Raw genomic sequence first — 12,660 nt, 5'->3', positions numbered from 1 at the left:
CAAGCAACGGGAGTGGGGGCGGAATGACAGGGGTGTGGCTTTTTTGCCAATCCCCGGGAAATCATCGGACCCAGTCCGGGCGCGGCGCGAAGCGGATATGCTCGCCCCGACAGGCGAAACGCTCCTCCGGCGTTGGCCGAAGGGGCGTTCAGATCGTATTGTCGGTGGGTGCCCGCCGCCCGGAAACCGACGCGGCAGGCCCTGCCCTCACATCAGATCTTGTCGCCGAGCGCGCCCTTGAAGCTGCCCTTCACGTCCTGGCCGGTGCCCTTGACCTGCTGGGCCTCGCCCTCGGCTTCCAGACGCTCGTTGTCGGTCGCCTTACCGATCTCTTCCTTCACCTTGCCGGTGACCTTGTTCGCGGCTGCACTGATCTTGTCGGTGAATTCGCCCATGTTGACCTCCATTTGCCCGGCCCGAGTGCCGAGGCTGTCGTTGAAAAATCCGGAAACGCGGTTCGCGGCCGCCCGATCTCGGGCAGCGGGCCGATCCGGCGTCTTACTTGCTCGCGGCGTCGGAGACGGCGGAGCCGGCCGACTTCAGGTCCTTGCCCGCACCGCCCACCGTGTTGCAGGCGGCGAGGCCCATCATGGTCGTCAGGGCGATCACGAAACCGATCTTCTTCGTCATGGTACACTCCTTTGGAAACGGGATGTCGCGGGCCGGGCCATCCGACCCGCGACGAACACTCAGCGCAGGCGGCGACGGGTCGCCGCCGTGGCACCGAAGCCGGCTGCCGCGGCACCGATCAGCAGCGCCAGCACGATGATGAACGAGGTTCCGGCAGCGGCGCCGGCGGCCTTGTCCGTCACCGACTTGGCGGTCGCGACGGTTTCGTTCTTGGTCTGCACGAACTGCTGCTTGGCGCGCGTCACCTGGGCCTGCGCCTCCGGACGGCTGATCTTGCGCTGTGCCGCAACGATATCGACGATGCGGCTCTCGGCCTGCTGGCCGTCGGCGCCGCCACCGGCGAGAGCGGGAAGCTCGCGGGCGATTTCCTTCTGCGCCTGTTCCGGCGTCATCAGCGCGGGGTCGTTCGGCGCGTCGGACAGGTAGGCTGCGGCCTCGCTGCGCACGTCGCTCTCATCGATACCGGCGATGGACGCGGCCTTCGGCGCGGCGGCACCCACCGTCGTCCCGGCGGCGCTGGCCACGGCACCGACCGTGCGGAACGCACCGCCGATGATCCCGCCGACGGCCGTCGTCAGCAGATAGAGCGTCAGGATCAGCGTGACGCCCCACACGACGAGGCCGTGGACGAGCGCGTCGAACCGCTCGTGCACGCCGGCCACGCGCGATGCGGCATAGCCGCCGGCGCCCAGGGCCAGGATCGTGGTGATGAGCCAGAAGATGCCGGCGCCGATGCCGAATCCGGCCGCCCCCGGGGTGGTGCCTTCCACCGGATCGACCATCGTCAGGCCGATGCCCGCACCGAGGATGCCGAGCACGAGCTGCACCGCGATGGCGATGACGACACCCGCGAAGATCGCGCCCCACGAGAAGCGGGTGGGCGTCTTGCCGGGATACGCTCCGTCAACCGGCGCGAGGCCGGGGTTTATCTTGGTCGCCATGGTAACTCCTGTTGAATTGAATATCGTCGCCGCGGTCAGGGCCGCGAGGATTTCTTGTTGTCCGATGCATCGGCGGCACCGGCGTTCTTCTCGGCGGTGCCACGGTCGCGCGCCGCATCGTCGCCGATCAGCTTGCCGATCGCTTCCTGGACGGAGCCCTTGGCCGCCCGCGTCGTCGCGGCTTTCGCCCGGGCCTTGCCATCGGTCGGCGCATCGCCGTTCGCGCGTCGCGCCGTCATGCCGCCGTTTCCTTCTCGGATCTATGAAGCGCCACGCCTTCGCCGTCGAACCCGCGCGCCCGCGCCCACGCGACCGCGGCGATGCGGCGATTGACGCCGATCTTGGCGTAGATCCGCGCCACGTGGTTGCGCACGGTGTTGCCCGCCACGTCCAGCGTCCGCGCGATCGTCTTGTCGTCGCAGCCACGGCAGATCAGCGCCAGCACGTCACGTTCGCGCGGGGTGAGATCGTCCAGCCCCGGCCCGTCGTTCTCGGTTCGCGGCGCCCGCAGCCGCGCCAGCTTGTCCATGATCGAGCGGCTGAACCAGCTGGTGTCCTTCATCACCGCCTCGATCGCCTCGACCAGTTCGACCTCGGTCGCCTTGCGCTGGGTGATGTCCTGAAACGCCCACAATACGCAGGCGCCGTCGCCGAGCCGTATCGCCTCGGTGGAAACGATGCAGTCGATCGTCGCGCCGTCCTTGGCCTGGATGCGTGCCTCATGGCCGCGCAGATCGTGCCCCCCGTCGATCGCCGCCTCGATCTTCTCGCGGATGGCGCTGCTTTCCCACAGCTCCACCTCACCGAGCGGACGGCCGATGATCTCGGTGGCGCAATAGCCGGTCAAGGCGGTGAAGCTGGCGTTCACCTCGCACAGCAGGTGTCCGTCCCGCGCGCCGATCGCCATCGGCACCGGCGCCATCTGGAAGGTGCGGGTGAACCGTTCCTCGCTGTGGCGCAGCGCGCCTTCCGCCTTCCGCCGCGGTTCCAGATCCGCGAAGGTGAACAGCATGCAGGGCTGGTCGCCCATGTCGATCGGCTGGCCCGCGACGATCACGAGCCGGGTGCCGCCCTCGGGCAGCTCCAGCTCGGCTTCCATCTGCGGAATGGTCCGCCCCTCGGCGAGCCGCTCCTTGGCCAGATCGCGCCGCTCCGCCTGACGCAGCACGTCGATGTCGTACACCGTCTTGCACAGCACCTGATCGCGCTGGTGCCCGGTCATCTCCAGAAAACCCTGGTTGACCTTCACGAAGCGCAGGTCGTTCAACCGGCAGATCACCGCCGGGGCGGGGTTGGCGTTGAACGACTGCTCGAACCGGTCTTCCGCCTCGTAGCGGGCGGATACGTCCTGGATGATGAGAACGAGGCAGGCCGGCTCGGCTTCGTCGGCGTCGTTCAGCACGAGGCTGCGCACCTGATGCACCCAGCGCGGGCTGTCGTCGCCGGCGACCGTCACCTCGACGACCACCTCGGAAAAGGAGTCGCCGGCCACGACGCGTTCGATCGGATATTCGTCCGCCCCGACCCGGTGGTTGTTGCGATAACGCAACTGGAAGCGGGCGCGATACTCGTCCACCGTCGCACCGAGGTCGGCGATGTCGTCGACACCGTGCATGGCCAGAGCCGCGTCGTTCGCCCAGAGCAGGCTCTGGTCGGGATCGATCAGGATCACGCCCTCGTCGAGGCCGACGATGATCTGGCGCAGGTGGCGCAGATCCGCAGTCTCACGCAGGGATTTGAACGACGCGTCGGCCACGACGGATCAGTACCGACGCCCGTGGACGAACCATGCGAGGCCGTAGCCGACAAGCGCCGCCGCCAGCGCCCAAATCACGGGCTGGTCCTGCACGGTCTGCACCGCGACCTTGCCGCCCCGCTGCGCGCTGTCGGCGACCCGCTCGCCCGCCGCCTTCAGGCGATCGCGTGCTTCCCCGGCCAGCGCGGGAGCGCTGTCGATCGCATCGCCGACGATCGAGCGGGCGCGACCGAAGCCGTGCTGTGCGCCACCCGCGACCTGATCGACCACGCCGTCGACCTTCCAGTCACGGCTGTCGACCGCGTCGCCGACCGCCTTTTCCACCTTGCCACCAAAGTAGCGGGCACCGCCCTGCAGTTCGTCCTTGTTCATGATCGTAATCCTTTTGAAGAAAAGAGGTCCGGGCGGATCAGAGGATGGCGCCGCAGCCCGCCGCAGCCTTGCCGACGGCGAGGGGAATCGCGGGATCCTTCAGTTCACCGGCGACGCGCAGCAGATCGCCGGTCGTCAGTACGCCCGGCGTCGTGTCGCCCTTCTGGTAGGCCGCCGCGGCGCGACCGAGCTGCTGGAGCTGCCCGAGGGACAGATCGCCCTGCAACCGCGTGCCGACGCAGTCCGCGCGCTGCTCATCAAGGCCGTAGCGCTGGAGGCCGGCGGAGATGCGGGTAGCGGGTGCGGCACAGGCGGAGAGCGCCAGGATGCCCAGCAGGGCGGTCGTGACAGGCTTCATGGGTAATCCTTCCCGGCCGGGTCCGCGACGGCGCGACCGGTTCGGGCGTATCAACCGACTATCATGACGCCCGTTCCTGGTCTTTTTGTGTGAACGACTGGTCTGGATGTACCATTATGGCAAAGGCGGCCCGCGCTTCGTACAACTGCCTGAGACGCTGGTGGATGCCACGCGCACCCGGCTCGTCGCAGTCTTCCGCAAGCCGGCGATGGTCTTCGGCACGGCGCAGCAGATAGTCACGCTCCGCCGCCCCGGACCGTTGAATGGGGCTGTCAGGATGCTGATTGCTCATCACCGACGCCTACCATCGGACATGCACCAGCCATATCCTCCGAAAATACCCGCCGTCAGGTAGATTTGACCCCTCGGCACGATCGACGCGCGGTTCCGGCTCCCGCTCAGGGCCGGGTCACCACCCTCGTCAGACCGCGTGTCGCAGCGGCTCCGGCTGCTTGCCATCGGGCAGTATCTCCCGAAGATGGTCGTGGATCATGCGGTCGTTGAACGGCTTGCGGATGAAACTGGCCTTGGCCGGCATGTCGTCTCCCGCCGGCTGGATGCGCCCGCTTGCGATGACGATCTCGATCCACGGATAATTGTCCGCGACATGATGCGCCAGATCGAAGCCATCGGTGTCGCCCGGCATCTCCACGTCGGAAAACAGCAGGATGATCTTCTGCGCCTGCCCGGCGAGAACCACCTTCGCGTCATCGCCGGTCATGGCCTCCAGCGACCGGAAACCGGCATCCTCGATGATGTCGCACGCATCCATCAGGATGATGGGGTCGTCGTCGACGATCAGGGCGTAGGGGACGGTGGACATGGTCATGCCGCGCTAACGACCCGATGCCGGATACGTTTCGGAATTCTCGTCGAGCGACGAAAATTGCAGAACCCCGGGCAACCGCGCGGCGGCACAGCGGGTGGCGACCGCGCCCGTAGATGACCGCGTGGCGGGTGATGATCCTCGCCTGAAAAGTGGACTTGTGGGTGATCGCGGGCCGGGGCGGACCCGATACCGCCTTCGCCACCCCGACGACGTGGCGGGCGCTTCTCCGTGAAGAAGCGCCCGCCACGATCGGCATCACTGCGTCATGGCGCGATCACGCCACGATCAGGTCTTCCCCGAACCGCGGGCTCAGGCCGTCGTCGCGGGGGCCGGCGTCGTTGCCGGCGGGATCGTGCAGCCAGCGGTACATCCGCCGGATGTCGATCGGCCCGTTGACGCTCGATCGGCCCTGCTCGTTGCGATAATAGTTCGTCGCGCGCGGATCCATGTAGACCATCTTGCTGTCCTCGGCGTCGAGGATGCGGGCGAAGCGCCAATAGGCGTCCTCCGACACATCGACGCTGTGCGCACCCTGCTCGATCAGGCCGGCGATGCAGCGCAGCGCGAACTGCGCCACCATCTCGAGCAGATCGACCACGGTGAAGCCGCCGAAGTTGTTGGTGTTCGGGCCGTAGCACATGAACAGGTTGGGGAAGCCGGGGACCATCGCACCCAGATAGGCGCGTGGCCCGTCCACCTTCCACACGTCCTGGATCTTCACGCCGTCGCGGCCGCGCACGTCCATCGGCCACAGATAGTCGTTCGCCCGGAAGCCGGTGGCGAAGACGATCGCGTCGACGTCATACTGCTTGCCACCCGCGACGATGCCGTGCGGCGTGATGCGTTCGATCCCGTCCGTCACCAGCGATACGTCGTCGCGCATCAGAGCGTCGTAGATGCTGTCGTCGGCATCCACGCGGATCGGCCGCGATGCCATCGGCGGGCTGTTCGGCGTCATCTTCTCGACCAGATCCGGCCGCGCGCCCAGCTTGCGCCGGATGAAGCCGACGCAGGCATCGCGGATCGCCTTGTTGCCTAGGTTGACGCTGTCCGGATCGACATGATCGGGGTCGATATGCAGCGCGGACTTGATCAGCGCCGGATTGTAGGTCGAGGCGATCCTGAACCGGACGAAATTACCGTAGAACGGGAAGTTGCGCTCCAGCCATCCGACCTGCGGGGCAAGTTCCTTCACATAAGCCTTGTCCTCGAAACACCAGTTCGGCGTCCGCTGGAACACGAAGGTCTGCGCCGCCGATTTGGCGATCACCGGCGTCGTCTGGTAGCCGGAGGCCGCCGAACCGACGACCGCGATGCGCTTGCCCGCCACGTCGAATTCGTCCGGCCACGTCGCCGTGTGGCATGCGACGCCCTCGAACGTCTCGATGCCCTCGATCTCGGGCAGCTTGGGCCGCGACAGGAAGCCGACGCACGAAATCACCGCGTTGAACGTAGCGGTCTGCGACCCCGAGGCCGTCCGCGTGGTCAGCCCCCACACCTGCGCGGTGTCATCCCAGACCATCGCCTCGACCTCGGTCTCGAACTGGATATCCTCGCGGATACCGAACTCGTCCACGACCCACCGGAAGTAGGCCAGGTTGACATCGCGCGGGCTGTAACCGTGCGTGAAGGGGAAATCATACCCGAACAGGTGAGTGTAACCACGGCTCGCGGTATCGACCCGCGCGCCGGGATAGCGGTTCTCGAACCACGAGCCGCCGACGTCGGCGTTCTTCTCGAACACGACGAACGGGATGCCGGCGCGCTTGAGCTGCACCGCCACGTTCAGGCCGGAAATACCCGTGCCGATCACCGCGACCTTGAACCCGCTACGGGCTGCCGGCGCCGCGCCGGCCTTCCACTCCACGCCACGCGCCCAGCGGTCGAGCGCCAGCTCCTCCAGCCAGATGTCGAGATCCCCGGGCGGAATGTCGTAGGCCGCCGTCAGCGACAGGCTCTGCCGGAGGCGGTCGATCGGCCCGATGTCGAGCGCGGGCTCGCCCGCGTCACGGAAGCGTTTCAGGAACTCGGCGGCCTTGGCCTTGATCTTCTGCTCGTCGTCCGTGTTGGTGGTGTCGCTGCCCGTGTCGAACTTGGCGCCACCGCCGGGGTTCAGGCCGAGCAAATCCTCGTCGCCCGTCAGTTGATGGAGCAGGCCGTGGAGCACCAGCGGCTGCGCATGCTGCACGGCATCATCGATATCCGCGTCGGAAGCGTTGGTCAGTTCAGACATCCACGTACCTCTTCCCGATCAAACATTTGCAATGTCGAATGTGTTTATGCAATGGTGATAGCCGATGACGTTTGTGGCGTCAATGATTGGAGGCACTCCCTGTCCCGCCCGGCCCTCGCCGCCCTGCGCGGCACCCGCATACTAGATCTGCTCGCGTCCTTTCCCGAGCGGCGCTTCACGCTGACCGAAGTGGCGCGCGCGACCGGGGTGAATCCTGCATCCTGCCTCGCCATCCTCGGTGAACTCGTGCAGCGCGGCCATCTGTGTCGCCACATATCCCGAAAGACCTACTGGCTCGGCCCGGCGCTGATCGCCGCCGGCACGGCGGCCACGATCGCCAACCCGATCGTCGCGCGAGCGCGGACGGTGGCGGAGCGCCTGCGCGGCGAGCTCGGCCTGCCGACGTTGCTGAGCACGCGCGTCGGAGACGAGATCGTCTGCGTCTTTTCCCTGCCCGACGATGCCGGCCGGACCGCCGGCCTGCGCGCCGGTGAGCGGGTGCCGCTGGTTCCGCCCGTCGGCGCCTCCTTCATGGCCTGGGTCGCGCCGGACGAGGTCGAGGCGTGGATCGCGCTGCGCCCGGATGACGGCGCCGGGCCGGTCGTGCGGCAGCTGCGCGAGACGCTCGCCCTGACCCGCACGCGCGGTTTCCACGTCACGCTGCGCCGGCCCGAAGCCGAGGATATCGCGTCCATCCTCGCCCGTGCCGCCTCGGGCGATCTGGCACCGGATTTCTATCGGCAGGTCGTGGCGTTCGTGGCGACGCTCGACGTGGAGGCATCGCAGCCGGACATGCTCGATGCCGATGCCATGTACGACACCCAGCTGATCGCCTCGCCCATCATCGATCCGGAGACGTCCGGCATCTACAACCTGTGCCTGGGCGGGTTTCCCGGCCCTCTTGCCGGAACCGAGATCGCCCGCCTGGGCCAGCGCCTCACCGCCTCCTGCGTCGAGATCATGAAACACTGAGATACCCGGGACCGGCGGCCTTATCGGCGCTCGGACACCCCGCTAGAAGGGGAAGAACAGCCGGATCGCGGCGACCGCCACCGCGCAGGTGAGGATGTTGAGCGGCAGGCCGATGCGGATGAAGTCCATGTAGCGGTATCGCGCCATCTGGTAGACGATGACGTTGGTCTGGTAGCCGAACGGCGTGGCGAACGCGGCGCTCGCGGCCATCATCACCGCCACCAGGAACGGGCGCGGGCTGACCGCCAGGCTATCCGCCAGCGCCACCGCGATCGGCGTGACCAGCACCGCGACGGTGGCGTTGGACAACAGCTCGGTCAGCACCATCGTGACGAGGTAGAGCGCGATCAGCGCGATCAGCGGATCGAGCCCGTGGACCCCGGCGATCAGGGTTTCGGAGATGCCGGCGGCGAGGCCGCTCTCCTCCATGGCGATCCCGATCACGACCATGCCGGCGATCAGCACCAGTATCTCCGGCTTCAGGCCGCTGTACGCCTCGTCCGCGCTGATGACGCGCAGCAGGATGAGGAGCACCGCGCCCGCGAAGGCGGTGGCGGCGATCGGCGCCACGCCCGCGGTGGCGAGCGCGATGGCGCCGCCGAACACGGCCAGCGCGGCGATCGCCTTTCGCGGCTGCAGCGGGCGGTGCTCGGCGAAGACGGCGGCATCGCCGACGGAGGCGCTGGCGATACGATCCGTATCGACCGATGCTGGGCCGCCCTCCGGCGCCTCGTCCGCATGGCGCCCGCCGAGCAGGCGGTTGCTGAACAGGAAGAGGTAGAGCCCGCCGACGATCGCCATCGGCACGCCGACCGGCGTCACCTCGAAGATGCCGAAGCGCGGCTGCCCGGCGATGCTCGCCATGTCGTCGACAAGCAGGTTGGTCGAGGTGCCGATCAGCGTGCAGCAGCCGGTCAGGATGGTGATGTAGGAGAGCGGGATCAGGTAGCGCTTCGGGCTCTGCCCCATCGCCGTCGCGACGTCGCGGATGACGGGCGCGCCGAGCACGACGATCGGCGTCGAGTTCAGGAAGCAGGAGACGCCGCCGATCATCGACAGCAGGAACCAGATGCCGGCGGTGCCGAGCCGGCGACACATCGCGACGGCGCGCTGGATCGCGCGGTCGAGCAGGCCCGACAATTCCAGCGCGTAGGCGATGACGAAAAGGGAGGCGAGCGCAACGATCGCCGGGCTGGCGAAGGCGCCCTGCATCGCGATCGGGCGGACCACGCCGGCCATCAGCAGCACCGCTGCGCCGGCGAGCGCGACCACGTCGGCGCGCAGCTTGTCCCACACGAGCGCCGCGACGACCGCGACGAGGACGGCGAGCGTCAGGATCTGGTCGAACGGCATGGCAATCGCTGCGTCGGACGGGGCGGGCGCGCTGTCAACGCCCGACCCCGCACATTCGCGGTGGAGCGGCGCATGATAATCGCTATCGTGCCGACATGCGTGAACCCAGCCCCCGGTCCAGTCGTCTCGCCATTGGTGGTGGTCTGGTCGCCGTGATCGCGGTCGGCATGGCGGGCTTCCTGCTCGGGCGGGAAAGCGCCCCACCGCCCGCGCCGGCCGTGGCCGTGGCGCCCGGCACCCCTGCTCCCGCCCCGCCGCCGAAGCCGGTCGAGCCGGCGGTGAGAGTGCTCGGTCGCGCCGACCTGCTGGCGTTGGCGGACGCCGCCGCCGATGCGTTCGCATCCGGAAAGGCAATGCCGGCCGACGTCGCCGCGGCGGCGGGGCGGCAGTTCGACCTCGTGCTGCCGTTCGGCTGCGCCGGGCCGAACGATCCCGCCGCGACCGCGATGGGGTGGCAGTACGATCCGGCCACGGAGACGCTGCGCGTGTCGGCGACGCCCGTCTCGTGGGGCGGTGCGTCCCTGAACGTGCGGCAGGGGGATGAACCGGCGACCGCGACCGGCTTCTGGATCAATCGCCCCTGGTCGAGCAGCGAGAACTGCCCGGTACCGATCGGCGAGACCGTACCCGCCGGGACCGCGCCGGTAACCCTGCCCGGCCAGACGCTGGCGATCGCCATGCCCGGCCCGGACAATGCGCTCGGCCGTGAAGGCCGCGCCTTCGAGACGGTGCAGCGGGTTCGCGGGTTCGATGGATCGAAGGGGTTCGTCCTGCGCATCACCGGCCGGCTCGATCGATCCGCCCCCGGCAGCGTCGTGCGCTGCGTGCAGCCCGCTGGCATCGACCAGCGGCCGATCTGCGCGATCGCCGCCGCCATGGACGAGGTCCGCATCGAGAACCCCGCGACCGGCGCGACGCTCGCCACGTGGATGATCGGCCGCACCGGCGGAAGGGATGAGCGGCACTGAGATGTCGCATCCCGGCGGCGTCACGCTGTGTCCGTGGCGGGCGTGACATCGGCAAGAGTGCCGCCGTTCAATCGGCGCGGACATTCTCCGGCAGGTAGAGGCGGTCGAGCAGCACCTTGGTGATCGCGACCATCGGCAGCGCCAGCGCCAGCCCCCACAGCCCGAAGACGACGCCCAGCAGGATCTGCGCCGCGAACAGCGTCGCCGGTGGCACGGACAACGCCTGACGCTGGATGAACGGCGTGAGGATGTAGCTTTCGAGCGTCTGGACGAGCACGTACAGGCCGACCGCATACAGCGCCATCTCGATCCCGCCGGTCAGCGCGACGGCCACGATGACGACGCCTGCCACGATCGGACCGATATTGGGGATGAACGCCAGCAGCCCGGCCTGTACCGCAAGCAGGAACGCGGCGGGCACGCCGATCATCGCCAGCCCCGCCCAGGTGACCGCGAAGATGACGGACATCGTCGTCAACTGCCCGGTCAGCCAGCGTCGCAGCGTCTCGCCCATGTCGTCCAACGTGGCGGCGGCGGTATCGCGGTGACGACGGGGCACGAAGCGCAGGACGCCGGATCGGTAGGCGCCGGGCTGCGCGGCGACGAACAGCCCCAGGAAGATCACCACGAGCGCGTTGCCGAGATAGCCGAGGACGACCGACACCAAGCCCAGCACACGGCTGGCGACGGAGCCGTCGCCGGGCAGCAGGGCGGCGGGATTGGAGAAGATCGTGCCGGGCCGCTCGCTGTCGGCGGCCTTGGGCGCGATCGTCCCGATCGGCACGCCATTGTTCCGCAGCCATGTCTGCGCCGCCTTCATCTGCCGGTCGAGCAGCACGGAGACATCGGTGGTTTCCTGGCTGAGGCGCACGCCGCCGACGGCGACGACGCTGCCGAGTGCCCCGAACAGCAACAGGCAGACGATGGCGAGCCGGATCGAATGGCCGAACGGCAGCACCTTGCCGAGCAGCCGGTTCATCGCATCGAGAAAGATGCCGAACAGGATGCCGGCCAGGATCAGCAGCAGCGTCGCCGATGCGAACCATGCCAGCGCCAGCAGGGCGGCTGCCGCGAGGATGACGATACCCGCCAGCGCCAGGGTGCGGATCGGCGAGGTCATGCGGCATTCTCCTGTGATAACGTCCCGGCCTCGACCCGATCGGCGGCGACCGCGCCGCGCTGGCCCGCCGGCCGGGGCATGCCGGTCGTCGTGTCGATCGTCGTCTGAAGCTCCAGCTCCACGTTCAGGCGGGCGCCCAGCAGCAGCGCGACCGCCGACAGGAACATCCAGACCTGCAGCACGACGACCGCCGCGAGCGAACCGTACGCCGCGTCGTAGCGCGCGAAGTTTGCGACGTAGACGCCGAAGCCGTATGTCGCGGCGAGCCAGAGCAGGGTGGCGACCAGCGCCCCCGGCAGACACCACGCCCAGCGCGCGTCCTCCCGCGCGGGCGCGTAGCGGTACAACAGCATGAACCCCGCGCCGGTCGCCACCGCCATCGTCGTCCAGAAACCGAGGCGGACGGCATTCCACAGCAGCGGCGTCCCGTCGGGCAGGAAATCCTGGACATAACCGAGCAGGGCGATGCCGCAGAGCGCCATCAGCAGGAAAAGCCCGCCCGAAAGCGCGATCATCGCGGCGACCACCCACCGCTTCAGAAAGCTCGGGCGGCGCGGTTGACGATAGACCAGGTTCATCGCCGCCATCACCGCGCGGGCAAACAGCGCCGCCGTGTAGAGCGTGAGCAATACGGTCGAGGCCGCGCCGATCACGTCGCGCTGGCGCGATCCCATGCCGTGGGTCAGTCGCTCCGTCAGCAGAACCTGCCCGCCGGCCGGCACGATATCGATCAGAGACGCCATGTCGTGCGCCACGCGCGACGGTGTGGCGATCATCCCGTAGATCAACGCGATGGCGACGACGGTGGGCACGAGCGTCAGGAACGCGTGATAGGCGATGCCGGAGGCGAGAAGCGTCAGATGCTCCGCGAAGGTCTTGCGCCGTGTCCGCACGAGCACGTCCAGCCAGCCGGCAAGGGGGATCTTCCAGGGGTGACGGGCATCCTGCCCACGCGCGCGGGCATCCCGGACGGCCACCCAGTGCCCCCGCACTGCCCGGATGGATCGCATCAGGAGGCGCAGGGGACATTCCGGTCGGGGCGGTGGCGGGGTGCGATCATCCCGACAGGACACCTGTTCACCTCATTCGGTTCCCCGACGCCCGATCACGGTTTGCCCTGCCCAGAAC

The 12,660-nt window shown here is 68.2% G+C and carries 15 protein-coding genes; 2 read left to right on the top strand and 13 right to left on the bottom strand.

Features of this window, described 5'->3' with window-relative positions; all coding sequences use genetic code 11:
• Positions 1–212 precede the first annotated feature (212 nt).
• The 10 genes from FOY91_RS06265 to FOY91_RS06220 form a co-directional block, all read right to left on the bottom strand.
• A complete protein-coding gene (locus FOY91_RS06265; RefSeq protein ID WP_145149221.1) occupies positions 213–395 on the bottom strand; it encodes a CsbD family protein in 183 nt (60 codons plus the stop codon).
• A gap of 103 nt (positions 396–498) precedes the next feature.
• Positions 499–630, bottom strand: a complete 132-nt coding sequence (locus tag FOY91_RS06260) for an entericidin A/B family lipoprotein (protein WP_145149219.1) — start codon at positions 628–630, stop codon at positions 499–501.
• Positions 631–689: 59 nt separating this feature from the next.
• Positions 690–1,571: a hypothetical protein gene (locus FOY91_RS06255; RefSeq protein WP_145149218.1), complete on the bottom strand. Its 882-nt coding sequence runs from the start codon at positions 1,569–1,571 to the stop codon at positions 690–692.
• A gap of 35 nt (positions 1,572–1,606) precedes the next feature.
• Complete coding sequence (locus FOY91_RS06250) at positions 1,607–1,810, bottom strand: hypothetical protein (RefSeq protein WP_145149216.1); 204 nt, start codon at positions 1,808–1,810, stop codon at positions 1,607–1,609.
• Positions 1,807–3,327, bottom strand: a complete 1,521-nt coding sequence (locus FOY91_RS06245) for a PAS domain S-box protein (protein WP_145149214.1) — start codon at positions 3,325–3,327, stop codon at positions 1,807–1,809. Before FOY91_RS06245 ends, FOY91_RS06250 begins: the two co-directional genes overlap by 4 nt.
• Positions 3,328–3,333: 6 nt before the next feature.
• Complete coding sequence (locus FOY91_RS06240) at positions 3,334–3,699, bottom strand: CsbD family protein (protein WP_145149212.1); 366 nt, start codon at positions 3,697–3,699, stop codon at positions 3,334–3,336.
• 37 nt (positions 3,700–3,736) lie between these two features.
• Positions 3,737–4,057, bottom strand: coding sequence for a hypothetical protein (locus FOY91_RS06235; protein WP_145149210.1), 321 nt, complete (start codon positions 4,055–4,057; stop codon positions 3,737–3,739).
• A gap of 61 nt (positions 4,058–4,118) precedes the next feature.
• On the bottom strand, positions 4,119–4,349 hold the full coding sequence (locus tag FOY91_RS06230) for a hypothetical protein (RefSeq protein WP_145149208.1): 231 nt from the start codon (positions 4,347–4,349) through the stop codon (positions 4,119–4,121).
• A gap of 129 nt (positions 4,350–4,478) precedes the next feature.
• Positions 4,479–4,886 (bottom strand): response regulator, encoded by a 408-nt coding sequence (locus tag FOY91_RS06225; protein ID WP_145149206.1) that lies wholly within the window; start codon positions 4,884–4,886, stop codon positions 4,479–4,481.
• 274 nt (positions 4,887–5,160) lie between these two features.
• Positions 5,161–7,119 (bottom strand): flavin-containing monooxygenase, encoded by a 1,959-nt coding sequence (locus FOY91_RS06220; protein WP_145149204.1) that lies wholly within the window; start codon positions 7,117–7,119, stop codon positions 5,161–5,163.
• On the opposite strand from FOY91_RS06220, the gene FOY91_RS06215 reads away from it, so the two are divergent.
• On the top strand, positions 7,066–8,091 hold the full coding sequence (locus tag FOY91_RS06215) for a helix-turn-helix domain-containing protein (protein WP_162527157.1): 1,026 nt from the start codon (positions 7,066–7,068) through the stop codon (positions 8,089–8,091). The two genes, FOY91_RS06220 and FOY91_RS06215, sit on opposite strands and share 54 nt — an antisense overlap.
• A gap of 42 nt (positions 8,092–8,133) precedes the next feature.
• On the opposite strand, the gene FOY91_RS06210 is transcribed toward FOY91_RS06215, so the two are convergent.
• Positions 8,134–9,444: an SLC13 family permease gene (locus tag FOY91_RS06210; protein WP_145149201.1), complete on the bottom strand. Its 1,311-nt coding sequence runs from the start codon at positions 9,442–9,444 to the stop codon at positions 8,134–8,136.
• Between the two features lie 95 nt (positions 9,445–9,539).
• Here FOY91_RS06210 and FOY91_RS06205 point away from each other — a divergent pair, with 95 nt between their 5' ends.
• Complete coding sequence (locus FOY91_RS06205) at positions 9,540–10,412, top strand: hypothetical protein (protein WP_145149199.1); 873 nt, start codon at positions 9,540–9,542, stop codon at positions 10,410–10,412.
• A gap of 67 nt (positions 10,413–10,479) precedes the next feature.
• Here FOY91_RS06205 and FOY91_RS06200 read toward each other — a convergent pair whose 3' ends face one another.
• Complete coding sequence (locus FOY91_RS06200) at positions 10,480–11,532, bottom strand: AI-2E family transporter (RefSeq protein ID WP_145149197.1); 1,053 nt, start codon at positions 11,530–11,532, stop codon at positions 10,480–10,482.
• The gene (locus tag FOY91_RS06195; protein WP_162527156.1) at positions 11,529–12,509 is read right to left on the bottom strand and encodes a YihY/virulence factor BrkB family protein; all 981 of its coding nucleotides are present in this window, start codon (positions 12,507–12,509) and stop codon (positions 11,529–11,531) included. Before FOY91_RS06195 ends, FOY91_RS06200 begins: the two co-directional genes overlap by 4 nt.
• Positions 12,510–12,660 lie beyond the last annotated feature (151 nt).

Origin of the sequence: Alterirhizorhabdus solaris (assembly GCF_007785815.1) — a bacterium.
Classification (GTDB): domain Bacteria; phylum Pseudomonadota; class Alphaproteobacteria; order Sphingomonadales; family Sphingomonadaceae; genus Alterirhizorhabdus; species Alterirhizorhabdus solaris.
The sequence above is the reverse complement of the archived record's forward strand: the minus strand, read 5'-3'. Positions and strand labels throughout refer to the sequence as shown.